Origin of the sequence: Prevotella sp. S7-1-8 (genome assembly GCF_000758925.1) — a bacterium.
Lineage (GTDB): Bacteria > Bacteroidota > Bacteroidia > Bacteroidales > Bacteroidaceae > Prevotella.
In genome coordinates this window covers 1-25,072 of the sequence record NZ_JRNC01000054.1, presented here as the reverse complement: position 1 = coordinate 25,072, position 25,072 = coordinate 1, and the positions used below count along the sequence as shown (strand labels likewise).

The following is a 25,072-nucleotide window of genomic DNA, read 5'->3' as shown; positions in this document are numbered from 1 at the left end:
GACGGCAACATACTGTGATGGTCCGTGTTTCTCGCCCGATCCCAATCATTTTCCATCAACCTGCGTATACTTTTTTTTTCTCTCGTTTGCGCAAAATAATTGACAACACCATTTGGTTTTGCGATAAAACGACGATTTATAGCGTCTTGTCCTTTTTTCCGGACAGAAAAGAGATGTTTTGTATATGTCTGATTATAAGCGGATTAAGGTTTATTATTGTTTCGTCGTTGTTGCTGTCTGCGCGGATGCCTTTGCGTTTAAGGTCTAATCGCGGGGTGAATGGTGTCTAATCGCGCGCCGTTTGGGCTTGAAACGGCGCGTGATTGAGCCTTAAAGCCGTTGCCATTGGGCATCAATGGCAACGGCGTGCCATAGGGTAGTTTCTTAAATGGGTGAGAAATGCTGTTTTCTTTACCGTTTGAGGGCAAAGAAACAGGGCGTTTAAAATTTTATTTTTACCAATTATCTTGACAGGAAGAGCGGTGTACCGATGTCTCGGAGAGACACAACTGGCATGCGCTTGGCGTGGTTCAGCCGGCGCGCTCGCGTAACCTCTTGTTAAGCAAATCGGCGAACTCGTGGTTTTTTAGCCCCCATTTGGGAGCGATGACAAGATCTGGCGGGCTTTGGCTTACAAACCGCTCAAGAACCAAGTCGGGCCTCAACTTGCCCACGTAGCGTATGACGAGGTCGATGTATTCGTCCACGGTGTAGAGTGGGAACGGCTGGCGGGCATAGTCGTTGGCCAATGCGGTGCCACGCACCACTTGCAGTTGGTGTAGCTTCAATATGTCGAGTGGCAGGTCAGAGATAATGGGCGCTTGGCGCAATGACTCGTTGGCGTCTTCGCCCGGCAATCCGAGGATGACGTGCCCACTTGTCAATATGCCCCGCCGGTGGGTTCTGACGATGGCCTCGCGACTGCACGCGAAGTCGTGCCCTCGGTTCAGGCGGCGCAGCGTATGATCGTTCGCGCTCTCAATGCCGTATTCCACGATGAGAAAAGTGCGATGGCTCAACGCCTCGAGATAGTCCAAGAGCTCTTCGCTCACGCAGTCGGGGCGCGTGCCGATCACGATGCCCACTACATCGGGTACGGCCAGCGCCTCGCTGTACATGGCCCTCAACCGGTCTAAATGGGCGTAGGTGTTGGTGAACGATTGAAAATAGGCCAAATACTTCATGGATGGATATTTGTGGGCGAAGAAGGCTTTGCCGTCTTCCAATTGGCGCGTGATGGATTTGCGACCATCGCAAAACGATGGGCTAAAAGCGCGGTTGTTGCAAAACGCGCAACCACCCACCGAGATGCGGCCGTCTCGGTTGGGACAGGTAAAACCTGCGTCTACAGACAGTTTTTGCACCCTGAACGCAAATCGCTCGCGTAGCCATGTTCCGAAATCTTTGTGTTTGGTGTTGCCGGAAAATAAAGTATCTTTATCAGAATTTGGCATGATTTGTGACTTCATGTCTACAAAATTACCGAAAAAATGGCTAACTTTGCTGCTACCAACCACAAATATCTAAGACATGAGACAAATATTAACCACCTGTATAGTGATGTTATTGACCGCGAGCGCTGTTTATGGCGCTGACCGTATAGATTTGAGATCGCTGACGAATGGCGATTTTGCCGCCCAACGCATCACGGGCGTCAATCCTATAGCTGGCACTGACCAGTACGCCCAAATATCCCAAGATGGCAAGCGCGTTGTGCGGTGCTCGTTTAGGACGGGCAAACAGACGGCTGTGCTGTTCGACGTGGATGACACGCAGGGTGAGCGGCTCACATCGTTTGACGGCTATATCATGTCGCCAGACGCCAAGCGCATGCTTATCTGCACCAAGCGGCAGCCAGTGTACAGACGGTCGTACAAGGCCGAGTTTTACATATATAATATAGGTAGCCACAGGCTGGAACGGCTGTCGGATGGAGGCCCCCAGCAAGCCCCCGTATGGTCGCCCGATGGCAACCAAGTGGCATTTGTGCGAGATAACAATATATTCTTGGTAAAACTATTGTATGACAATAGCGAGAGCCAGGTGACCAAGGACGGCAAGTTTGGACAAATAATCAACGGCATTCCGGACTGGGTGAACGAGGAGGAGTTTGGTTTAAGCCGAGCCCTGACGTTCAACGCCGACGGCTCCATGCTGTGCTGGATAAAGTACGACGAGACCAATGTGCGGGAGTATAGCTTGCAAATGTTTAAGGGTTTGAGCCCCGCGCGCGAGACTTATGCGCTTTATCCAGGCAATTACAGTTATAAATATCCGAAGGCTGGTGAGCGTAATTCCACCGTGTCGGCATGGAGTTACGACATTAAAAGCCATCGCTCGCAAAAGTTGGATGTGCCGATTGGCAAGGAGGATTACATGCCCCGCATACAGCCAACGAGCGACGCGGACAAGATAGTGGTGTACGCCATGAATCGTCATCAGGACAAGTTGAGCCTTTATACCGTGAACCCGCGCAGCACCGTGGCCCAACTGCTTGTAAGGGAGAGCGCGCCCAAATATGTCAAGGAGGAGGCGATGGCCAAAGTGGTCATAGGCAAAGATTATGTACTGTTGCCGTCTGATCGGGATGGCTTTATGCAACTGTATCTCTATGATATCAATGGGAAACTCCTGAGAACGGTGGGCGATGGCAAGTGCGACATCACCGACGTGTATGGCTATGACGAGGCCAAGGGCGACATTTACTACCAAGCCGCCACACTCAACGCGCACGACAGGCAGGTGCTGGTGACACATAAAAATGGCAAGACTGAGCGCTTGACAGACCAGCGTGGATGGAACAACGCCGTGTTCTCAGGCGATTACAGATATTTTCTTAACACGTGGAGCGACCGTAACACGCCTTTTGTCTATACCACGAGGGATAACAACGGCAAGGTGATGGCCACGCATATAGACAACCGCGCGCTCAAGGAGAAGATACGGAAATATGGTTGGACGCCCAAGGAGATGTTCTCTTTTACCACCGACGACGGCATCAAGCTCGATGGATGGATGGTCAAGCCCGCCAATTTCAGCGCCGACAAGCGCTACCCGGTCATCATGTTCCAATATAGCGGCCCAGGCAGTCAGCAGGTCACCGACTCGTGGAACGCCGGATCGATGGGGCAGGGTGGCGCCTTCGACCAGTACTTGGCGCAGCAAGGATTTATCGTGGTGTGCGTGGATGGGCGTGGCACTGGCGGTCGCGGGGCGGCTTTCGAAAAATGCACTTATCTAAAATTGGGCTACCTTGAGGCGTGCGATCAAGTAGAGACCGCTCTGTATTTGGGCACGTTGCCCTACGTGGACAAGGATAACATAGGCATTTGGGGATGGTCTTATGGCGGTTTCTGCACGCTCATGAGCATGAGCGAGGGACGGCCGGTGTTCAAGGCCGGCGTGGCCGTGGCGCCTCCCACCTCGTTTCGTTACTACGACTCGGTGTACACCGAGCGGTACATGCGCACCCCCAAGGAAAATCCGGAGGGCTACGATGACAACGCGTTGGCTCGGGCCGGCAAGCTGCATGGTGCGCTGCTGATATGCCATGGATTGGCCGATGACAACGTGCATCCGCAAAATACATTCGAGTATGCCGAGGCATTGGTCCAGGCCGACAAGGATTTTAAACAGCTGTATTATACCAATCGCAATCATGGTATTTTCGGTGGAAACACGCGTAATCACTTGCTCAGGCAGATCACGTCGTGGTTTAAGGAACATTTGACAACAAATTAAAAACTAATTATACGTATGACAAAACTTTTCAGACTTTTATTCGCTAATCTATTGTTTGCGCCCATGACACTTTGGGCAGCTGACGTTACCATCACCGTGCACAATGACACCCCAACACAACGACAGGAGTTGGTGGAGATAGACGCTGGCGAAGTGACGCGACGGTTGGGTGTTGACAATGGCACGCCCTTCATCGTAAGAAACCAAATGGGGCAAGAGGAGACTTACCAAATAACGCATGACGGCAAATTGCTTATCGACGCGGCGGTGAAACCTTGTGGCCAAACTGTGTTTACGGTAAGCGTGGGGCATCCAGCCCCTATGCGCAGATGGGTGGAAGGTAAATTGTACACCATGCGCGAGGATGACATAGGGTGGGAGAACGACCGTGGCATGTATCGTGTTTATGGTCCCGCGTTGCAACGCACGGGCGAGAAAAGCTATGGCATAGACGTGTGGACCAAGAATAGCAAGGAACTGCAAATGTCTGATCGTTACTATAAAAACCTTGAGGGCTTTATCGCGGGAAACGAGAAACCCACTAATGACAAGAAGAAATGGGAGTGTCGCTTGCAAACATCTTTCCATCTTGACCATGGCGACGGTCTCGACTGCTACGCCGTGGGACCCACGCTTGGATGTGGCGCGCCGGCGTTGATGGTCAATAATGACCTGTTAATGCCATATTGTTATAAGACATATAAAATATTGGACAATGGACCGTTAAGGTTTACCGTGGAACTTGTCTTTAACCCGACAAGGGTAAAAAACGACCCGAACGTGGTGGAACATCGCATCATCAGTCTTGACAAGGGCTCCAATTTCAATAAAATGATCGTGTGGTATGAGGGTTTGAGCGAGCCGTGCGACTTGGCCGCTGGCGTAGTGATACATACGGCAGACACGAAGAGTGTTGTCTTGGGTAAGAACTTTGTGCAATATGCCGACCCAACAGACCAGCCTGACAAGTATGGATTCCAGCTCTACGTGGCGGCTCTTTTCCCGTATGGCGCGCAAACCCGGATGTTGCGTCATGGCGGGCATGATGATGGCATCGCCGGGCATGCTGTCGGCGTGAAAAAAGCATTGAAGAACAAAGAACGGTACACTTACTATTTTGGCAGTGCGTGGAGCAAATACGATGTGAGATGTCAGGAAGAGTGGCAGGTACGTATAGACCATTATATGAAGGCCTTGGAGAGACCGTTGGTGGCTGTCATTCAGTAAGCGCGACGGCACGACCGTGCTGGCGACATTGCTTGAAAGCCCAGGCTATACGGCCGGTCGCCAGTGTGCGTGTGCGTGCGTGTAGGATGGTTTGTCGCCAAGTGGCGACTATGTCAAGATAGCGCAAGGGCTACTTTCGGTATGGAAAGTAGCCCTTGCGCCATTTGTTGGGACGACCATGGCAAGCGATGTTGAGATCACTCCTCAATCATGCCAATTTCCTTCCATTGTCTAATAACGGCCTCGGCGTCTTGCATGGCTTTCTCCTCGGGCAACGGCGTGTTGTCGTCAATTTGGTATTCGTCCATCAATATGCGCGCGAGATCTTTTGCCTCGAATGCTTTCCCTTGTATTTTTTCCCATAGCAAAGCGCTGCTTTCGTTCATGCTGACAATCTCGGTGAAATCCAGGTTTTCCTTGCCTTCTGCCATTACCAAGAGTTGTCCGCACACGTTGCGGATATTAAAGCCTTTTTTAATTCTCATATTTTCTTGTTATTTTTATTGTTCATATTGCCCCGAAAATGGGTATCCATATTTTTTTGTACGCTCCTATGAGATAACGCCTGATGGGAAACAGCTTGGTCCACGCCCATGAGTATATTTTCCATTTACGCCCATCGGTACGGTCCAAGGTTTCGCGACCTTTGCGATAGAAGCCTATAGCTACGGCTTTTACGTCTTTGACACGGCACTTTTCCACGCCGATGTTTCCGTCTCCGCGTAGCGTTACAATGCCATCGCTTATTTTAATGATGCGATGCAGCACGTATCTTCTGGGTGCGACCTCTGCCAAAACAACATCGCCTGCTTGGGGGTTGGTGGCCTTTTTTAATACCGCCTTGTCACGTTTGCTCTCCAAGAACGGACGCATGCTTACCCCTTTGGGGGTGATAGTGATCGTGTGCCCCTCGTCCATGATTTTCACCAACTCTGGTATCAATAGAGCGTTCGGAATTGACAAGGTCTTGGTATTCCGCGTATGGTGGCTCACTGTAGGTCGCGTCGAATCGTTTTCTATGTCAATGTCATGTATCATACCACTCTAATAGCCTTGTTGCAAACTTCAGCGGCCTCCCGGTTGGGCAAGCAATGCAATGTGTATATGCCTGTGGTTTCCACCAGTTTGGCGATGGTGTCGCACGAATGATGATAGATGTCTACATCCCATTTCATGGACGAGCAGGCGGGAAGAAGGGTTGTGAACGCTTGGATAGGAGCCAAAGGCTCAACGGAGTTGGCTGTGGCGCGGTCTATTTGGGTGATGGCGCCGAGTTTGGCTTTGGTGTTGCGATAGCATGGGGTCTTGCCACTCCATGGACTTCCGTAGATGTACGCTTGGTTGTCTATGATCCTGACAATGGGGGAGTCGTCGTTCATCAGGTCGCATCCGGGCAGGTATCGTAGCCACATGCTCACTTGCGTGGACTTCCCCGTGCCGCTTTTGGCAATGAAAGCATAGCCGTATCCGTTTTGTCTCACTAACGAGGCGTGCATGAGAACGGTTTGAAACCTGCTACTCGAAAAGGCGAACGCAATCATCAGAGCGTTGTTGATGCCAAAACTACGCATGTTAAAATTACCATTGAGGGCACACTGGCAATGGTCGAAATTCTTATTGGTGATGAGCAGGCAACAGTCTTTTTTTTGGATGTCTTTTACAATATATTGGTATCCTCCGTCATTCAAAAGGTCTACGATGGTATCGCCGTTGCCGGTGTCGAAAGTTTTGATTGGCTCGCGCTCTTGCTTTGGACGCGGTCGCAAGTCATCGTCAACGACCAGCTCGAAGAGAGGATCGTCGTTGTCTTTCCGGTCTATTTGGAATGGTATCAATGATGGGATTAAACGCAACCCATTTTCATAAGAGCCATCCTTCTTGTCACCACTCGACTTGAATACTATACGGATATTGAAGTCCGCAACGCGAAAATAGTATGTTTTAGAATTTTCCATGTCTGCCTATCTGCCGTCTTCGTTGGTGTATTGCTCGGTTGGCGCGATGGCGCTGTATTTGAAATCGGACAATTTTAGGTACTTGATGTTAAACTTGGCGCCCTCCAAGTATCTCTTGCGAAGTGTCAAATATTTCTCCTCCGCTTCTTTGCGTGTGAAAGCAAAGGACGTGACGCAAGTGGCATTGGGAAATCCCGTTTGTTCCAAATAATCCCGAAGTTGGTAGGAATAGCTGTTTCGGCTGTAAAGAAACTTGGTCTTTGAGTCGATGTAAGCGGAGTCTACTTGTTGAACTTCGGTAAAATACACCGTGGAATCGTTAAATGAAGTTGCGAAGCCGAACATATAAATGGTCTTGCGTTTGTTGGCGGCGGACAGCGCTATGGTGCATGACACCATGACTAAGCAGAGTATAAGTTTTTTTATTTTCATCTTTTTGGTCATGTCTCGATGATTGAATGGTTGGATTTTCTAAATATATTGTTTGCTTGTTTAATATGGCTTGCCGTGAGCGTTGTTTTGTGACGACAACTATTTGGCATATTTCTCAATTAGTGTTTGCGCCCTGCCATCGCCCAGTTCATGAGCTTTTTGCAGCGCTTTCAAGCCTTCCGCGCGTTTGGATTGCTCGCACAGCGCGATACCTTTGATGATATAAAGGTCTGTGTATTCTTGCGTTATGGCCAATCCCATGTCGCATGTCCTCACTGCGTCTTCAAGTTTGTTTACTTGCAATTGCAAGTTTGCCATCTCGGCATAGTACGTGGGCTCGGCGCGATTGAGTACGATGGCGTGCGCGATGTCGTTGAGCGCGAGCTGGTATTGTCGCAACTTCATCTCGCATTTGAACTTTGCGTAGTAGAAGTCGTGTGTGCCGCGACAGTCCACCAACGTGTCGTAAGCCAGGTAATCGGCAAACGCTTTGCGATACTCTCCGGCGTTGTCGTAATATCTGCCTCGCGCCAAGACGTAAGGTGCCGCTGCCGGCCCTTTGGCTATTGTGGCCGCGGAGTCAAGCAATGATATAATTTCGGTCTTGGGAGCGTTTAGCGCCATCTTGCATTGCGCGGCCTCATAATACACCTCCCCGTTCTTTCCGAGCGGCGTTTTTCGCAACGCGGAGTATATGTCCAATGCTTTTTGGTAGTGGCCCTCGGTATACAATATTTGCGCTTGCAGATGCCGGTATATTGGCTGTGGTTTTATCTCGTAGGCTTTTTGGGCCAATTGCATAGCGCGGCCGAAACTCCATTGGGTGTAGGTGGTGTCCGTTTTGAATGCCACGGCGCGGAACATGGCCTGGGCGTAGTCGCAGTATGCTTGATCCTTCGGGGTCGCGTTTTTCAGTGATAGCGTGAGGATGTCGTCCGCCTTGGCTAATTCTCGTTGTTGGATTAGGCGTGTGGCGCGAGTTTGGTAACCCACGTGGGAAGTGGGAAAAAGGTTGATAAAATCCGTGATATAAGCCTCGTAGCGCGCGCTGTCACCTTGTTGAGCAGCCATCATTAGCATCAGCATGGCTTGTTGCTCGTCCGTGGGGAGAGCGGGGCGAATGCCTGTGGCTTGCATAGAACGGTCGTTGAGAGATAGCCCATTGGTCTTAAACGTGTTGATAATGCGCGCGTCTGTGACGAAAGCTTGGCCACCGTTTTTGTTTCGTTGCATGATACCCACGAGCTGTCCGCTGGCGTTGACGACAGGGTTTCCAAGGTCTGTGTTTGAGATGTCAATATCCTTGAAAATATAATAATTGTTTGAGGTCATGAATTTTTCGACCTTCTCGGGCTTTATTAGCTTGATGGGGGCTTTCTTGATGTCATATCCTACCAAGTACGCCGAGGTGGCCGGGACGTCTGTGGTGATGGTTGGCAGCCCCGCGTCGTTTATGTTTTTTACCCTGAATTGGCAGATGTCATACAGTTCCGACACGCCTAAGATTACGTCCACCTCGTGCGAACGACCTTGCGCGTCTACCACGACGGCGCGCTTGGCGCCGTCAAATAGGTTCCACATGGCGATGCCCTCGCCCGCTTTCCCGGTGAAAACACCGTAGCCAGAGCCGTGGATGGAGCCATCGTCCTTGAACGTAGTGACGGAAAAAACGCTTTTTGCCGCTCGCTTTACGGCTGCCGGCTGGCTCCAAGCCATTGTGGCTCGCCCCATGAGGAGGGAGAAAAATAGGATAAATATGGTAGTCTTTCTCATTGATTTAAAATTTTGATAGATGAAGTTGGTGGCATGGAAACTTTAGTTTTGTGTGTCGTCTACAGTGTGGGGTGTGTCTTGGCATGCCTGCTTGGCGGTTTCCGAACCATTGCGAAGCAAGGCGCGCGCGTTCTCCATGGCTGCCTCCGACACATCGCTTCCGCTCAACATTTGGGCCAATTCTATGGTGCGCTCGTCTTCGTTGAGCTGCCTCATGTGGCTGACGGTTCCCCGCGGCGAGTCTGTCTTGCTCACCTTGTAGTGTACATTGCCTAACGCGGCGATCTGCGGCAGGTGCGTGATGGATATGACCTGCCGGTTGTTGTTGCCCATCTCGCGCATGATGCGCGCCATCTTCTCCGCGATTCGGCCGCTCACGCCAGTGTCTATCTCGTCGAAAATGATTGTCGGCAACTTCACGGCTCCGCTGATCATCGCTTTAAGTGATAGCATAATGCGCGCGATCTCGCCGCCCGACGCCACTTGCGATATAGGCTGGAGTTTCTCGCTGCCGTTAGCGTTGAACAAGAAAGAGACGCTGTCCGCACCCATGGGCGACAATGCTTTGCTCTCAAACTTGATGGCAAATTTGACATTCGGAATACCCAATGGCGCTAGCCTTGCTTTCATCTCGCGCTCCACCAAGGCAGCCGCGTCCTTGCGGGCTTTGGTCAATTTGCCGGCTTCGGCCGCGCACTGGCGGTGCGTGTCGTCCATCTTCTTTTTGAGTTCTTGCAGTCTTTCCGTCCCGTTTTCAATGCCATCAAGCTCTGAGAGCAAATCGTCGCGTTTCTTGATAAGCTCCTCCACCGTATCCGTGTGAAACTTTCGCTCCAATGAGTATATCAAGTCTATGCGCTCCGTGAGGCTTTGTAGCAATTGTGGATCATAGCTTGTGTTGTCCGTTCGGGTCTCAATCTCTCCCGCGATGTCTTTCAATTCGATGTAAGCCGAGTTCAGGCGTGCGGTGAGCTCGTCCAAGCCATCGCACAAGTTGGCAATTTTTTCCAACTCGTCAATGGCCTTTCGTAGTTGGTCCAAGGCTCCCACCGTCTCGCCTGACAGGCAATTGAGCGCCGTGTAAAGCCCAGTCTTGATGTCTTCGGCGTGGGTGAGCGTTTTTATTTGTCGTTCCGTCTCCTCTTGCTCGCCTTGGGATAGCTTCGCGTTGTCCAGTTCGGTGTGTTGAAATCTCAAGAACTCCTCGTTCTCTTGGTTCTGCTTGTAGCTGTCCTCAAAACTTTTATAGGCCTCTTGCGCGTGGCGATAGTCGTCGAAAGCTTTGCGGTACGCTCCCATGATTTTGCCGTCTTTGGCCATGATGTCCACCACGTTGAGTTGGAAATCGGACTTTTGCAGTAGTAAACTTTGGTGCTGGCTGTGTATGTCTATGAGCTGCTCTCCCAACTCTCGCATGGTGTTGAGCGACACGGGAGTGTCGTTTATGAATGCCCTGCTCTTGCCGTTGGAGTTCACTTCTCGTCTGACGATACAGTCTTGAGGCTCAAAGTCTATGTCGTTTTCGTTGAAGAAACTTTCCATGTTGTAATTTGACAGGTCGAAATGCGCTTCTACCACACATTTGTCTTTGCCGGCCTTGATCTGCTTGCAGTCTGCCCTTTGCCCCAACAAGAGGTGTAGCGCTCCGAGAACGATGCTCTTGCCAGCGCCCGTCTCGCCAGTGATGACAGAGAACCCTGGGCGCAAGTCGATATCCAATTGGTCTATCAGGGTGAAATTTTTGACGTGAAGTTGTTTCAGCATGAGCTTTATTGCTTGATTGTTTCCCACGCGTTGTTTTGGGAAGGGTTGATGGAAAAGAGAATGTCGTATACCGTTTCTTTCTCCTTGGGCGTTCCTTTGCTTTTGTAAATATTGGCTATCTCGTCTCGCTTATAGTCTGTCCATATCTGTGGCAACATGCTCGTGGGCCGCTGTTCGTGGCATTTTTTCAGTCCGTCCTCTATGGCTGTGGTTATCTCGGTACGCCCTCGGGCGGCGTTGTTGGCCATCTCGTCCAGCCCCTTGCGGTAGTAATCGTATTGCAACTGCCTGAAGGGAGACATGGCTTGGTCAAGGTAATCGTTGATGATAGCAAATCTGTTTCGGTCGCTGTCAAACGATTTCCACCCCGTAAACTCAAGGCTTTGCGCGTTGTTGGCCACGTTCATGCACCGTTGCAACACGCTCTCTCCGCCCTGTGGCGCAAAACTATCAAGGTTCATGCCGATGAGGAGGTACGCGTAGTAGGCCATGAGCGCGGTGAGCTGGTTGTCCACCGCCTGCTCGTTCCAGTTTAGTTGGTCAAACTGGTTGAACTTGAAATTGAAGTCGTTGTCCGTTATTTGAAACAGCGTCGTGGTGTACGAGGCGTTGTACACCGGGCGATTGGCTTGGATAAGAGCTTTGCATGTAAACACGCCTGTGGCTTGGTCGTATTTGGTCACGGTGATGTTAAAACTGCAATTGATGCGCTCTCTTTTTTGAAACTTAAGGTTAGTCCACTGTCTATCATTGACAAACTGTTCGAGTGTTTGTCTCAGATTGTCGAAAACCGAGGCGTCAGTGCCCTGTATCTGGTTATGGTTGACCAGAATTTTAGCGTTCAGTTCTTGGGCTGTCGTGGTGAGCGCGGCGAGCGAGCAGCAACACATGGAGAGCAGATGGCGTATGGACATATTGTCAAGAGTCTTTTTTATGTTTGCATGTTGAGCTTGGCCTCGCGCAGTTGGATGCGCGTGAGCGCCTGCTTGGTATTCAGGGTGAAATTGGCCGAGAGCATCCAGCTGCAAAACCCTGGATCTTTTCGCACCACCTCTATCACGGGCGTGCCCTTGTATTTGCCAAAGTTGAACACCTCTTGTTTCTTTGGCTTGCCTTTGTCATCAAGCAGGGGCTTGCCTTGCGCGTCGGTCATTTCTTGCCAAATGATTCGTCCCGCGAAGTCCACGTTGTCGTTCATGGCCGAGAAATCGGCAAGTGTGTCCATGTCGTTTGCCAATGTTTTTTCGGGGTCGACTGGTTTTTCAGGATTGTACCTGTCCATTTGCCCCTGCAACACGCGGTATGTAGCCTCGGCGTCCTCGTCGGCGCGGTGGGCTTGGAAGTCGTCTTCCATCTTGCGCCCGGTGTAGTATCGATACGCGGCCGCGAGGTTTCGCGGCTCCATTTTGTGGAAGATGTTTTGTGCGTCGATAAGCCGGCATCTCGTGAAATCAAAATCGATGCCCGCTCTCAGGAACTCCTCGGCCAGCATGGGTATGTCGAAACGGTTCGAGTTGAAGCCCGCGAAGTCGCATCCAGCGAATGTGTCGCAGAGCTTTTTGCCTATCTGCTTGAACGTGGGCGCGTCTTTCACCATCTCGTCCGTGATGCGCGTCAGCTCTTGTACGGTGGGCGGAATGCTTTTCTCCGGGTTCACGAAGACGCTCTTTCGCTCCTCGTCTCCATTGGGTTTAACTTTGATATACGATACCTGAATGATTCGATCCGTGGCCAAGTCCAATCCCGTGGTCTCCAAATCGAACACTATCAGTGGTTTTGTGAGGTTTAGTTTCATTTTCTTTTTCAATCGTTGAGCAATAGCGGCATGATGAGCATGAGCAAGTCTTCGCCCTCGGCCTGGGTGCCTGGCAGTATCACGCCAGCTCTGCTTGGGTCTCCGAGTTGCACCTTTATCTCGTCAGAGTCGAGCGAGTTGAGTATCTCCATGAGGAAGTCGCCTCGAAAACCTATCTGCAGGGGTTGCCCACTGTATTCGCATACGATTTGCTCTTTGGCCTTCGTGGCAAAGTCGATATCTTCTGACGACACCTCGAGACAGCCGGCGTCGAGCTTGAGGCGCACCAACTGGCTGCTCATGCTGGCAAATGGCAGCACTCTCTTGATAGCGCTTTGCAGAGTCTTGCGGTCTATTGTAAGCTCGTTGGGGTTTACCGTGGGGATAGCGGCGTTGTAGTTGGGGAAAGTTCCTTCCAAAAGCCGGCAAACGAGCACGCCCTCTGAATAGGAGATTTCTGCCGACTGGCTGTTGAACTTTATCACCACGTCTCCTTGTTCTTTGGCCAAGCTGTTCTTGAGAAGCGTGGCGGGCTTTTTAGGCAGGATGAGCGAGATGGGCGCCTCGCTCTTCAGTCCGTAATGCCTGCAACGCACTAATTTGTGGCCGTCGCTTGCTACGAAAGCCAAATAGTCTGGTGTCATGTCGAGAAGTATGCCATTCATCACGGGGCGTATCTCGTTGTTGTCTGTGGCGAAGAGTGTGCGGGATATGCTCTCGTACATCACTTCGGCGCTGATGGTTATTGCGTGAACGTCTCCCTCGAGCGGTTTTGCTTGGGGATATTCCTGCGCGTTTTGTGCCACGAATTGGTATTGCCCGTTTTGGTATTCCACGGTCATCTCGAACGACTCGAGATTTACCTCGAACGTCAGGGGCTGCTCTGGCAGCTCTTTCACGGCGTCGAGAATGGTGTGGCTTGGGATGGCGAAGCTGCCTTCTGAGCTGGCGTTGTCCAATTGCAATGTGCTCTGCATCATGTTCTCGCTGTCGGATGCGGTGATGGTGAGTTGCCCATTGTGAACTTGAAACAAGAAACTCTCAAGGATGGGGAGAGAGTTTTTATTATTAATGACCTTGGAAAGCGTTTGCAGGCGACCGTTGAGCGCAGTGCTGGATAATGTAAATCTCATGTCTGTTAACAGTTGGTTATATTTAAAGACAAAGTTAATAAAAAAACAGATAATGACGAGATACTATCGCATATTTTTCTTGTTTTTTGTTTTTTATGGCGCGTTTGTTTGCTATTTCTTAATAATTTGATTAATTTCGCATACCGTAATCACTTAGCGAACATATTTAAATTACACATAACATGTCATTACAAGGAATAGAAGTAGAGGGGGTTATCATCAAGGAATACCCTGCCAAAGAGGGCGTTTCCAGTCGTACTGGCAACCCTTGGAAGTCGCAAGAGTTTGTCATTCAGACCAAAGACCAGTATCCACGCACTTGTCTCTTCAGGGTGTTTGGCGCTGACAAGATAGAGCAATTCAATATCCATCAGGGTGATAACGTGCGTGTATGGTTGGACATCAACGCTCGCGCGTGGCAAGATCGCTACTTCAATGATGTCAGTGCCTTCCGGGTGGATCATGTTGACGCGGACGCTTCCGCGGCTCAAGCGCGACCTGTCGCTCAGCCCGCGCGGCCTCTTGACAACGCTCCGAGCGATGTTCCGACCGACAACATTGGTGGCGAGAGCAGCGACGACCTGCCTTTCTGATACTTGGCGTCATATCTGTCAAGTGGAACTTACGACTGGTTGGTCGTGGGTTTCACTTGTTTTTTTTGGCGAGAAACGATCACCGGAATGACTATGGTGCTTCGATTTTTTTTGTCACGGCAAATAAAAGGGGCATGATGTTTCTGAGTGCGTGCCAGCCTTCCCATTTGTGGATGGCGCTGGTAGTTGTCGCCCTGTGTCATCATTATAGGGGGCATGAATTGTGTTTTGGCGTCCCTTGGTATCTTTTGGGTTAAAATAGCGAGCTCGTTTGGTTTTTATAGCATGTTACAATTACTCGCTCTTTTTCCTGATAAAAGTAAAATTTAAATCACAAAAACAGAGGTGTTATTTTCGATCGTTTTAGCGTGAAAAATCTTGTTTTTTCTTTTTATCTTTATCTTTTTTCTTTCTCTGTTCAGCTGGCGATTTGCCATTAATATCTTATCATGTGGCGTAAGAGTGCTAAAACCGTTGCGATTAAAGTCTCAACGCAGCGCGATTGAGTATTAATCGGCGCGCGATTGGGTATTGAAGGCAAAGCCCTCAAGTCTTTTCAGGTTCTCCCTGACGTCTCTTCCTTTGTAACAATGTGATTGTAAGGCGTTTGTCAAAGTGGCTGTGTTTTGGCTGTATTTTGGCCGAGTGTTTCTCGATTTGTGCGCACGGCCACTATTTAGCGACTTTTGTCAGATATTTTCAATTATTATCTCGTCCTCGTAATCAGTGGTGAGCGCGCGTCATTCGTGGGTGGGTTCGATGCCGAGCTCTCGCGCGGCTCATGGTGGCGCGAATTTTTATGGTTTTTATCTCGTCATTCTCATCAGTGGGATGTGGTGTCAAGGCCAGTGCGTTGGCGCCTGTGGCAAGCCGCGGCAAGGCGCGGCGCGGATAGCGCCATGTGTCAATTGGTGTTTGGGAAGAATAAAAATGTATGGTACAAAAACGCGTTGCTTGGCAATCTTCGCGCTTCTTTTTTTATGGCGTGCCCCGTCGTTTTGTCGGGCAAGTCATCGTCGAGTCTCTCGCTCGGTGATGTATCCGTGTCGATAGGCGTAAAGCAGTTCTTCGAGGTCGGCTATTTGCGATCGCAGCTCGGTGCCAATGTCGGTGTCGTCTACGAGCATGCGGTTGGACGACATCTCTACTATTTGCGTGGTCGACTTGATGTCAGAGCCCCTCAAAATGGCATCTTGGGCGCTGGTAAAAGGCTCGTGCTGCACCAGTTGGAAGCCGCGGCTGTGGTAGATGAGCGTGTACCCTGCGATGCCAGTCTCTTTGTGATAGGCCTGCGAGAAGCCTCCGTCTATCACCATTAACTTGCCGTTGGCCTTGATAGGTTTCTCCCCATCGCGCGCATGGACGGGCACATGGCCGTTTATGATGTGCCGGTTGGGCTCCTTGACGCCAAAGGAGTCGAGTATGTAGTCGCATACCTTCTCGTCCTCTCTGAATTTGAAGTAATTGCCTTTCGGCTCGGTATGCGTCTCTTTCTCTTTGATGAAGTATCGCTCGAAGGTGGTCATCTTGGCCTTGTCGAATAGTGGGCTGTTCGGCCCGCACCACAGATAATGGAAAAAGTCTATGGCGTAGTTTTTGTCCATGTTGGCGGAGTCGTTTTGGAAAGCTGTGCGAACGAGCTGCCCGATACCCTTCATAAGCTTAAGTCCGGCGCGTTTGCATCCCGGGAATATTTCCACCTCTTTGAGCGTGCCGTTGTCGTTGAGGGGTATGGAGGCGTGGTATAGCAGGTTGTTGTTGTAGATGCCATACATACATCCATGGTTGAGGAGTGTGCGTATGTGCTTTTGCAGTTTCTCGCACACGGAGAAACTGTGGTGCAATTTCTCGATGAGTCTTTGCTCTTCCGCCGACAGCTTGTTTGGATTTTCGGGATCTATGGTGGGAAAGTTACAACTGGTGAGTTGGTAGGTTTTGCCGTAGAGGTCTATGGTTCCATTCTTGAAATCGACGTGCTCGAATAGTTTCCTGTCTTGCATGCCCCATTCGGGGTGGTCGTCATAGAGCTTGGCTTCGAGCTTGAAAGACAGCACGGATATGGCCTTGTGCATTTGGGCGATGAGCCGTTTGGTTTTGGAGTCTATGCGAGTGTCATTGTCAGTGATACGCGGCGCGAACTCGGCGCATGGGTCATTGCCGTATGTTTCCATGGCAAAGGTGGCCAATGGCAGGAGGTTGATGCCGTAGCCGTCTTCGAGTGTGGTGAGATTGGCGTAGCGCAGCGACAGCCGGAGCACTGTGCAGATGCACGCGTTGTTGCCCGCGGCGGCCCCCATCCATACAATGTCGTGGTTGCCCCATGTGATGTCCCAGTTGTGATAGTGGTCGAGGATGTCCATGATTTTGTGCGCTCCGGGCCCTCGGTCATACACGTCGCCAAGTATATGCAGCTGGTCTATAGCCAAACGCTGTATCACGTTGGATATGGCTATGATGAAGTCGTCTGCCCGGCCGGTGTCTATGATGGTGTCTATGATGACGTTGATGTACGCAGCCTTGTTGACGTCTTCGGATCGCTCGTCGAGCAATTCTTGGATGATGTAAGAAAAATCCTCTGGTAGAGACTTGCGTACTTTGGAGCGTGTGTACTTGCTCGACACCGTGCGGCAAACAGCTACCAAGCGGTGAATGGTGATGTGGTACCAGTCGTTGATGTCTCGCTCGGCGTCTTTCACGAGCTCTAATTTTTGCTCAGGGTAATAGATGAGTGTGCATAGCTCGCGTTTCTCGGTCTCGCGCAGGGAGATGCCGAATAGCTCGTTGACCTTGCGCTTGATGTTTCCGGAGGCGTTTTTCAATACGTGCTGAAAGGCTTGGTACTCTCCGTGCAAGTCGGCCAAGAAGTGTTCGGTGGCTTTGGGTAGGTGCAGTATAGCCTGAAGGTTGATGATCTCCGTGCTGGCCTCCGCCACGGTAGGGAAAGATTTGGATAGAAGGCGCAGGTAGCGCATATCTTTCTCAATGTCGTATTTGTTTTCCATATCTCATGTATAAATTGTCTGGCTTGTTATGAGCGTTTGTTGCCAATGCTTGGCCAAGTGTTGAATTTGGTGAGCTTTGTTTGCATTTTTTTGCGTTGTTTGTCGTCTTTGGGCACGAAAGGCATAAAACCCTCGGAGAGGCGCGTCACGTTTTGCAAGACGACCATAAGCCGGGCGGCGAAATCCTCAATGCCCAATGTTTTGACAAGCTCTTTTAATCGGTCTTCGTCCATGTCATAGAAGCGCAATGTGGTGTATACGTTGGCTACATGGAGTAGGGGTGCGGAGTGGTTCTCCATCTCGTGTTTGAGATTTAACAGTTGAACGCACAGCAGTCGCTCATTGGTCTCTGTGGCTTTGATGTTGTCGTCGAGGCGTCCTTTTGTTGTCAGCCCGCGAAAGCAAAGTCGCTCGTTTGGCAGATCGCCGTCGGGATAGGAGCGCGCGATGCAAAACCTGTCTATGTTATCAACAACGACGTTGGGCTCGGGGAATTGTATGCGTTGCAACCCTTTTTTGATAATGTCTGTAACATGCTCGTCGTTGGCGTAAATCATGACACGGCGCCAATCGTTGGGTGAAAGTTGCGTGAGGGTATCTCGCAGCGATTTGACGTGTCGCTCGTCAAAAAGCGCGTCTTTGTCCAATCCAATTTGTAGCAAGTGGCCGATGGCTTGGCATGATGCTTGCGACAGCAACAGTTGGGCGTTGGTGTCGAGTGTCTTTTGATAGAGCTTGAGCATGGCTGAGGCCATGTCGCCGAACGATAGCTGGTTGGTCAACACGGGGTTCATGATGAGCGTAAAGCGTTGGTTCCATGCCAATTGGGCGAAAGTGTCGCATTCCAGCTTGCTGCATAGGTGTATGGCAGAGGCTTGTTGTGTGACTTTTCGCTGCAAAGCGTATCGGCGCGACAGCTTGTGTTTGTTGACAATCCAAGGTTGCAGTCCGCCTAACAAAGTGTAGACGGTGGGTATGTGATGGTCGTAGGCTTTGCCAAGGAGGTTGACAGACGATGTGCTCCAGCATCCAAAAACATGCACAAGGGAATAAGAGGTAAGTTTTTCAGTGTTTGGTATATGAGTTGACGTGTACAAGTCGATGTCCGCGAGTGGTTCCAGTTCAGAGGCAAGACGTGTCACAAGCTCGTGGTGAATGTCGTTTGTATCGGCTTGTGAGGGCAAGAAGAAGAGTATTTTAAGTCGTTGCATGACATTTATAACTTGTGGGTGGTAAAGTCGTTTTTGTCTGCCATTAGATAGCGCAGTTTGTATTGCAGCCGCCTGAAAGCTAATGTGTGCTCAAAAAAAAGAGCTTTCAGGGGCGCGATGCTCTCTTCGAAATCTTTCAAGGCGCGGCGCGCTAATAAGCCCCTAATGGTTGCGCCTATGAGAAAAGCCACCGCGGCGGCGCCCAATAGCGGCCAGTTGGCGCGAAACGCGGCGTATATAGCGGCGATCGCGCATAGCAGGTTAGAGAGGTGTAAGCCGCTATGGTCCATGATGAAAAGCAGTTGTTGCCATGCCCTTCGGTTGAGACACGAGCCCGACGCCAATAAGTAGAGGTGTCTGTTGAGAAAGGTTTTGTCGGTGGGGGCGTCTTCCACGACCCATGCGTCGGGCGATATCTCAAGCGCCGCGCAATTTTTTCGCGCGTACTTGTTAACCAAAAAGTCGTATTCTCCACGCATTAAATGCAGGTTCCCAAGAAATCCATCTTGCTCCATGAAGTCTTCCTTGCGCATTAACAGATTGTAACCGTTGGTACGAAAGGGCATTCCTTTGGCTGTGGCGCGCATGAGATAATGCGACTCGTACATGCGTTCGAAGCGTCGAAAGGATGGCGTGGCCCTGTCGTAGGCGGTGTACCCGATGACGAGATTGTTGCCTTGCGCGCAGTGTCGAGCCATCAACGTGAGCCATTGTGCGGACGCTGGGCGGCAGGAAAGCTCCGTGAAGAGCACCCAATCGTATTTGGCAGCCTTGACGCCAAGCGTCATGGCGAGTTTCTTTTTGCTGACGTATCTGTAAGTTTTGGGTATGTAGGTGATGTAGACATCTGCTTGGGCATCCTCGTTTCTCGTCTCGTTGACGATATTCGCGACAAGGCTTTCCGTGTCGTGATCTCCTTGTTCTATGACAATAACCACTTGATAGGATGTGGGGAAAGTCTGGCTTAAGAACGCCGGCAGATTTTTTTTGAGTTGGCTTATGTCGTCGAGTGGCGTGAGTATTATCGACACGGACGGCGTCGCGGAGCCTTGGTCCTCGCCTGTGTATTTGTCATACCGCTTTTTGCTAAATCTAAAAAATGGATTGAGCAACGCCGAGGCAATGGACAAAAGCAATAGCACTATGCTTGAAACAATCGTGAAAAGATCAATGGATAACGCGTTCATAATTGAAATTCCTTGTTGGCAGACAGGGTCGTCTGGTGTATATGCTGGTGGCAAAGGCCTGTTGTTGCAGTGGCTTGCCATGGTCTCCCCATGGGCGTCGGCGGAGCGAATGGCCACCAAAGCACTTTGTATCCATCCGCATTGGCGGCCTTGCGCGCGCATTCCATGGTTTGCCGCAATGGCGCGGCGTAGTGGTGATAGAATGGCGTGTTTACATTCCGAAACATATCTGTGGGGAATGCTTCTTCCATGCTTGTGCGATATGTGGTCGCTTGTTAAAACAAGGTGTTGCTGAGGCTTTGCAAAGCTCGTTTCTTGTCGGCCTCTTTGATGAGGAAAGAAATGTTGTAGTTACTTCCGCCATAGCTTATCATTCGCACCGGGATGTCTTTCATGGCATCTGTGGCCAATGCTTCGAAGCCGACGTTTCCCCAGTCAAGGTCGCCCACCACGCACACTATGCACATATCCCGGTCCACGCTCACGGTGCCATATTTTTTCAGTTCGTCCACGATATGGTCAAGGTGAGTGTCGTTGTCGATGCTCATCGAGACGCCAACCTCTGATGTTGTAATCATGTCTATGGGTGTCTGGTAGCTCTCGAAAATCTCAAACACCTTGCGCAGGAAACCTGTAGCCAGCAGCATGCGTGAAGATTTTATCTTGATAGCCGTGATATTGTCTTTTGCGGCGATGGCTTTTATCTTACCTTGGGCAAGCTCGTTGTTGATGATGGTGCCGTCCGCGGTTGGCTCCATAGTGTTTTTCAGTCTCACAGGAATGCCGGCGTACTTGGCGGGTTGCACGCAGGTGGGGTGCAATATCTTCGCCCCGAAATAGGCCAATTCTGCCGCTTCCTCGAAATTTAACTGCCTGATGGCCTCGGTATGGTCCACCACGCGCGGGTCGTTGTTGTGCATGCCGTCAATGTCTGTCCATATCTGGATTTCCTCTGCGGGCAGCGCCGCGCCGACAAGCGAGGCCGTATAGTCCGAGCCTCCGCGTAGGAGATTGTCTATTTCGCCGTAAGCGTTGCGGCAAATAAAACCTTGTGTCATGTATATTTGGTAGCCTTCGTTCCGTCTCATCTCCGCTTTCAATTTGTCTTTGATATACGGCAAGTCTGGCTCGGCGTTCTTGTCTGTGCGCATGAAGTCGAGTGCGTTGAGCAGAATGGCCTTGACACCAATTTCTTTCATATAGTTCACTACCATGTTCGTGGATATAATCTCGCCCTGCGCCACGATGACTTTTTCCTCGAAACTGGTGAAAATGTCTTTGGTGAACGTCCGAAGGAACTCAAATTCCTTGTCCAAAAATTCCTTGGTAGCTTGCTTGTATTCGTCTGTCGAGTAAAGCTCGTCAACGTGTTTGGCGTATTTTGTCTCAAGGTTGTTGATAATGTCGTTGGCACCTTCTGGATTTTTTTTGTAGAGATAGTCGCATATTTCCACAAGCGAATTGGTGGTGCCGCTCATGGCGGAGAGCACTATGAACGTAGGTTCTCCACTTGCTGTTACCAAGGAAGTCACGCTTTTCATGCGTTCTGGGCTTCCCACTGATGTGCCTCCAAATTTAAGTACCTTCATGTTCTCTGTTTTGATTATAGTGTCTGACGTGTTATTTTCGCTTTGTTTTGGGTGCTTGGGTTGAAATATCTTTTTCCAACATGCTATTCGTCCACTTCTTTTTCGCTTATTTCCAAAGTGTTGTATTCTTTTGTTATATCAGAAATGATATTGTTTTCGCATTTGTAAACGATACCCCTAAAACGGTCAAGCATTGAGATGTTGTGCGTGGACATTACCACGGCGGTGCCTTTTGTCGTGATATCTTTGAGCAGTTTCACGATGTTAGTGGCAGTCTCGGGGTCGAGATTGCCCGTTGGCTCGTCAGCGATAATCATCTTTGGACGATTTAACAGCGCCCGCGCGATGGCCACGCGCTGTTGCTCACCGCCCGAAAGCTCGTGTGGCATACTGTCTTTTTTGTCTATCATGCCCACGGCGTTCAGCACTTCGTCTATACGCCGCGTAATCTCTTCCTTGTTTTTCCAGCCCGTGGCTCGAAGCACGAAACGCAGGTTCTCAAATACCGAGCGGTCGTGCAGCAATTGGAAATCTTGAAAGATGATTCCCATTTCCTTTCTTAAGGCCGGCACTTCCTTGCGCTTTATATTTTTCAAATCTCGACCAAGCGCCTCGGCTTTCTCGGTCTTTTCCACCTCGATATCCAATTCGCAATACATCGTTTTCAACAGCGAGCTCTTGCCGGACCCCACTTTTCCGATAATATATATGAACTCTCCCTCGTCGGCATGGAAGTTAACGTTTTTCAATATCAACCTGTCTTGTTGATATATGTTTACTTTTTGATAATCAATCAGCATGTCAATCTACCTTTGTTTATAGCTTATTATGCAAAATTACATAATTTCTTTTAGAAACGTTCAGCAATGCGAGAAAATTGCATGGCGCGTTTGCGGTGCGACAAGCATTGGTAGATGTTGGGTTGGCGCGTTCTTTTCGCGGATGTCTTATTTCTCCTCTCCAGCCTTGAGAATAATGGAAGTGGCGCCGATGGTGAAGAGCGTGCCATCCTCGATGACGCGTTGCTCGCGGTCGCCCAATATCTCGTGGCTTACAAATGTGCCCGTGTTGCTTGGCCCGTCGCGAAGTATGTATTTCAAGTTTCCGTTCTTGTCCCGACTCACGTTTATTACACAATGGGTAATGTCAATGCTTGGGTCGTCGGTCATAATGGGGCAATTGATGCGGGTGTCTTTCATAAAGCGCCCGACAACGTTATTTCCCATGACAAGGGGAATGACTTGTTTGTAATGGAACACGTTTTCTATTACTAAAAGACATCCCACGCTTTCTTGTTTTGGCACGGTCCGTTCCACCTCCGGCTCATGCTGCTTGATCATGTTTTTTTGCCTGACGGCAAATTTTTTCCCACAGTTGGGGCAAGCGAAGGCCAATAGGCGTGCGCCGTTGTAATTCTTGTTGTCAAAGGCGATAGGCTTTCCGCATTTTGGGCAATTAATTCGTTTCATGTCCCATTCAGTTTTTCATCACCCATGCCTCGGCAAACTCTTTGCTGTCGTTGAGTTTGCTCAGCGCGTTGTATGCTTCGGTGTTTGTGTCGTACAATCCATACACCACCTTGTTACGACGTTTTTTTGACCATACTCGTGCGTCTTCGAATCCACGCTTTCTCAGGTCGCTCACGTAGGCGTGTGCGCTTTTTTTGCTTACCTTGCTTGCGAGTACGATGGTGAAACCCTCTTGTGTCGGTGATTGTGGCGCGTTATTTTTTTTTGTCTCGAATGGCTTGTCAGGTTTTGCTTGGAGTCGTTTGATGTTCGCTTCCACCTGCTCTTGCCCTGTGGTGACATCTTTGGGCGTGATGTATTCCAACAGTTTGGTGTTAACCTCGGCCGTCGTGAGCTGCCCGTTGTTGTTGGCCAGAGGCGCCGGGATAAGCAAAAAGGCGATAAAAGCGGCAAATCCAATGGCGACGTTTCGCCATATTGTGGCGCTCCTGCTTGCGAGGACGTTGGCTCGGGGGGCATTTCCCGCTGTCAAGGTTTCGTCTCGCGAGGTGTTTCCTGCCGCGGTCGCCAACCCCTCGTCGTGGGTTTTGGCGGTAGCCGTCGCGAGCGCGGGGCGTTCTGATGGTGAGATGGTGTCAAACTCAAAATAGCTCAGCGCATAGAGCGATGGCGTCAATATGCCGGCGCTGCATGGATCAAACTCGTATGCTCCGTTACCGTTCAGTTTGAGCACGCCTATGTCGTTCAGCTCATATTGTCCCTCGAATTCAAGGTGTTGCCTAAGTTCTCTAACCTCGTCCGCGATGCGAGCCAAGGCGTCTGGATAACTGATGTCGTACACTTCCACGTACGATTGGGCGAGGAGAGAGTCGTTGAGCGTGAGCTTTGGATTAAACCCAATGGTACGCATAGGCGGCAGAAAAGTGTTGTCCTTCTCGTCTTTGCGCGCCTCGACGTAATGCGCCGTGAAGCCCCCAAAGTTTGGAATGATAACGCAATCGTTGTCAAGCAGAAGTATTTCAATATGTCTATTGAGTTCAATCATGGAATGCAAAGATAGCAAATTTAAATTAACGAGGCAAGCCTTCATGCCTAAAAGTAAAAAAAGATTTTTTAATCGAGCTCTCAGAAATAAGCGTGCCATTTTGCGTCACGTTGCTTAATGCTACCTGCTTGTTGTAAAAAGGACATGAATGGGTGCGACAGTCGTTTGGCATGCTTGCCTCTCGTTTTTTTTTGCGTATGCGGCCGGGTGGATGTTGGCGTTTTGAGTGTTTCTTGTTGGCGAAGCGATTAAAAAGTATTGACTAAAAAATATATTAAGGGAGTAATTGGTTTGATATTTCGCAAAATGTTGTATCTTTGCAATGGCGTATGCAATGACGCAAGCAATGAAAAAGAAATATTTATTGTTCATGATGTGTGGCATGGCTCTTTTCTCTTGTCAGGAAAGAAAGGCCAAGCCTCAAGCGGTAAAGGAAGACCTGAAAGCCAAGCAGCTCTTGCAAGGTATTTGGGTCAATGAGGATATTCAGGATGTGGCCTTTCGGGTGAAAGGCGATACCGTGTATTATCCTGACAGCACCATTCAGCCTGTTTATTTTCAGATTATTAAAGACACTTTTGTGCTTCATGGCTCTGTCGAGGCGCGTTATCCCATCATTCGCCAAACGGCCCATTTGTTTGTTTTTCGCAATCAGGCGGGCGAGGAGGTGTCGCTCATGCTCAGCTCTGACAGAGAGGATGCCGCCTTGTTTGCCGCCAACAGGCTCAAGTCGGTCAATCAAAACAAGCTCATCAAGCGCGACACCGTGGTGGCTTTTGGTGGTGAGCGTTACCACTGCTATGTGCAGGTAAACCCCACTTCGTATAAGGTGGTGAAGAGCGCGTATAATGATGACGATGTTCGCGTGGACCATTTTTATTATGACAATATCGTCAACCTGCATATATTTCACGGTTCGCGCAAGCTCTTCTCAAGCGATTTCCATAAGAAAGACTTTGCCTCCAAGGTGCCCGCCGACTTTTTGGGACAAGCCGTCTTGAGCGATTTGATATTTAAGCGTATAGACCATCGCGGCGTCCATTATATAGCCCAGCTTGCCATTCCCGACAGCATGAGCAGTTTCGAGGTGGAAGTGGTGGTGAGCTTCTCGGGGCGGATTAGCATGGAGGTGGATTGAAAAATGGCAGCGGCCGTC

General features: G+C 50.1%; 22 protein-coding genes. 4 read left to right on the top strand and 18 right to left on the bottom strand.

The features are described 5' to 3' along the window. Positions 1–530 precede the first annotated feature (530 nt). The gene (locus HMPREF1640_RS09335) at positions 531–1,454 is read right to left on the bottom strand and encodes a TIGR01212 family radical SAM protein (RefSeq protein ID WP_052051787.1); all 924 of its coding nucleotides are present in this window, start codon (positions 1,452–1,454) and stop codon (positions 531–533) included. Between the two features lie 76 nt (positions 1,455–1,530). On the opposite strand from HMPREF1640_RS09335, the gene HMPREF1640_RS09330 reads away from it, so the two are divergent. Together HMPREF1640_RS09330 and HMPREF1640_RS09325 are read left to right on the top strand one after the other, a co-directional pair. Then, a complete protein-coding gene (locus HMPREF1640_RS09330) occupies positions 1,531–3,741 on the top strand; it encodes a S9 family peptidase (protein ID WP_036894123.1) in 2,211 nt (736 codons plus the stop codon). Between the two features lie 15 nt (positions 3,742–3,756). Next, on the top strand, positions 3,757–4,968 hold the full coding sequence (locus tag HMPREF1640_RS09325) for a DUF4861 family protein (protein ID WP_036894121.1): 1,212 nt from the start codon (positions 3,757–3,759) through the stop codon (positions 4,966–4,968). A 197-nt stretch (positions 4,969–5,165) separates the two neighbouring features. On the opposite strand, the gene HMPREF1640_RS09320 is transcribed toward HMPREF1640_RS09325, so the two are convergent. The 9 genes from HMPREF1640_RS09320 to dnaN form a co-directional block, all read right to left on the bottom strand. Continuing rightward, positions 5,166–5,453: a PqqD family protein gene (locus tag HMPREF1640_RS09320; protein ID WP_036894120.1), complete on the bottom strand. Its 288-nt coding sequence runs from the start codon at positions 5,451–5,453 to the stop codon at positions 5,166–5,168. Between the two features lie 22 nt (positions 5,454–5,475). After that, a complete protein-coding gene (locus HMPREF1640_RS09315; RefSeq protein ID WP_369699829.1) occupies positions 5,476–6,006 on the bottom strand; it encodes a S24/S26 family peptidase in 531 nt (176 codons plus the stop codon). Next, complete coding sequence (locus HMPREF1640_RS09310; RefSeq protein WP_036894119.1) at positions 6,003–6,923, bottom strand: hypothetical protein; 921 nt, start codon at positions 6,921–6,923, stop codon at positions 6,003–6,005. The genes HMPREF1640_RS09315 and HMPREF1640_RS09310 overlap by 4 nt, the downstream gene beginning before the upstream one ends. A 6-nt stretch (positions 6,924–6,929) precedes the next feature. Continuing rightward, a complete protein-coding gene (locus HMPREF1640_RS09305) occupies positions 6,930–7,355 on the bottom strand; it encodes a hypothetical protein (RefSeq protein WP_036894132.1) in 426 nt (141 codons plus the stop codon). A 99-nt stretch (positions 7,356–7,454) separates the two neighbouring features. Then, a complete protein-coding gene (locus HMPREF1640_RS09300; RefSeq protein ID WP_036894118.1) occupies positions 7,455–9,128 on the bottom strand; it encodes a tetratricopeptide repeat protein in 1,674 nt (557 codons plus the stop codon). 42 nt (positions 9,129–9,170) lie between these two features. Beyond that, entirely contained in the window at positions 9,171–10,892 is a 1,722-nt protein-coding gene (gene recN, locus HMPREF1640_RS09295; protein WP_052051785.1) for a DNA repair protein RecN, read from the bottom strand. A gap of 5 nt (positions 10,893–10,897) precedes the next feature. Further along, positions 10,898–11,806 carry a DUF4835 family protein gene (locus HMPREF1640_RS09290; protein WP_197051503.1) on the bottom strand — a complete coding sequence of 303 codons (909 nt, stop codon included), beginning with the start codon at positions 11,804–11,806 and terminating at the stop codon, positions 10,898–10,900. Between the two features lie 17 nt (positions 11,807–11,823). Then, positions 11,824–12,687, bottom strand: coding sequence for a 3'-5' exonuclease (locus HMPREF1640_RS09285; protein ID WP_036894126.1), 864 nt, complete (start codon positions 12,685–12,687; stop codon positions 11,824–11,826). A gap of 8 nt (positions 12,688–12,695) precedes the next feature. Then, the gene (dnaN, locus tag HMPREF1640_RS09280) at positions 12,696–13,820 is read right to left on the bottom strand and encodes a DNA polymerase III subunit beta (protein ID WP_036894117.1); all 1,125 of its coding nucleotides are present in this window, start codon (positions 13,818–13,820) and stop codon (positions 12,696–12,698) included. A 182-nt stretch (positions 13,821–14,002) separates the two neighbouring features. Between dnaN and HMPREF1640_RS09275 the strand changes: the two genes are divergently transcribed. Continuing rightward, positions 14,003–14,413 (top strand): DUF3127 domain-containing protein, encoded by a 411-nt coding sequence (locus HMPREF1640_RS09275; RefSeq protein ID WP_036894116.1) that lies wholly within the window; start codon positions 14,003–14,005, stop codon positions 14,411–14,413. Between the two features lie 1,010 nt (positions 14,414–15,423). Here HMPREF1640_RS09275 and HMPREF1640_RS09270 read toward each other — a convergent pair. The 8 genes from HMPREF1640_RS09270 to HMPREF1640_RS09240 form a co-directional block, all read right to left on the bottom strand. After that, entirely contained in the window at positions 15,424–17,415 is a 1,992-nt protein-coding gene (locus HMPREF1640_RS09270; protein WP_036894114.1) for a fructose-bisphosphatase class III, read from the bottom strand. A 26-nt stretch (positions 17,416–17,441) separates the two neighbouring features. After that, positions 17,442–18,626 carry a hypothetical protein gene (locus tag HMPREF1640_RS09265; protein ID WP_036894113.1) on the bottom strand — a complete coding sequence of 395 codons (1,185 nt, stop codon included), beginning with the start codon at positions 18,624–18,626 and terminating at the stop codon, positions 17,442–17,444. A gap of 5 nt (positions 18,627–18,631) precedes the next feature. Continuing rightward, positions 18,632–19,813 carry a glycosyl transferase family 2 gene (locus HMPREF1640_RS09260; RefSeq protein ID WP_036894125.1) on the bottom strand — a complete coding sequence of 394 codons (1,182 nt, stop codon included), beginning with the start codon at positions 19,811–19,813 and terminating at the stop codon, positions 18,632–18,634. Continuing rightward, entirely contained in the window at positions 19,810–20,064 is a 255-nt protein-coding gene (locus tag HMPREF1640_RS13345) for a hypothetical protein (protein ID WP_156098775.1), read from the bottom strand. The genes HMPREF1640_RS09260 and HMPREF1640_RS13345 overlap by 4 nt, the downstream gene beginning before the upstream one ends. Before the next feature lie 24 nt (positions 20,065–20,088). Next, on the bottom strand, positions 20,089–21,402 hold the full coding sequence (locus HMPREF1640_RS09255; protein ID WP_036894112.1) for an aspartate kinase: 1,314 nt from the start codon (positions 21,400–21,402) through the stop codon (positions 20,089–20,091). A gap of 83 nt (positions 21,403–21,485) precedes the next feature. Next, the gene (locus HMPREF1640_RS09250) at positions 21,486–22,202 is read right to left on the bottom strand and encodes a cell division ATP-binding protein FtsE (RefSeq protein WP_036894110.1); all 717 of its coding nucleotides are present in this window, start codon (positions 22,200–22,202) and stop codon (positions 21,486–21,488) included. A gap of 147 nt (positions 22,203–22,349) precedes the next feature. Further along, the gene (locus HMPREF1640_RS09245; protein WP_036894108.1) at positions 22,350–22,871 is read right to left on the bottom strand and encodes an FHA domain-containing protein; all 522 of its coding nucleotides are present in this window, start codon (positions 22,869–22,871) and stop codon (positions 22,350–22,352) included. Between the two features lie 7 nt (positions 22,872–22,878). Continuing rightward, on the bottom strand, positions 22,879–23,916 hold the full coding sequence (locus tag HMPREF1640_RS09240) for an SPOR domain-containing protein (RefSeq protein WP_036894106.1): 1,038 nt from the start codon (positions 23,914–23,916) through the stop codon (positions 22,879–22,881). A 346-nt stretch (positions 23,917–24,262) separates the two neighbouring features. On the opposite strand from HMPREF1640_RS09240, the gene HMPREF1640_RS09235 reads away from it, so the two are divergent. After that, positions 24,263–25,054 carry a DUF4738 domain-containing protein gene (locus tag HMPREF1640_RS09235; RefSeq protein WP_052051784.1) on the top strand — a complete coding sequence of 264 codons (792 nt, stop codon included), beginning with the start codon at positions 24,263–24,265 and terminating at the stop codon, positions 25,052–25,054. Positions 25,055–25,072 lie beyond the last annotated feature (18 nt).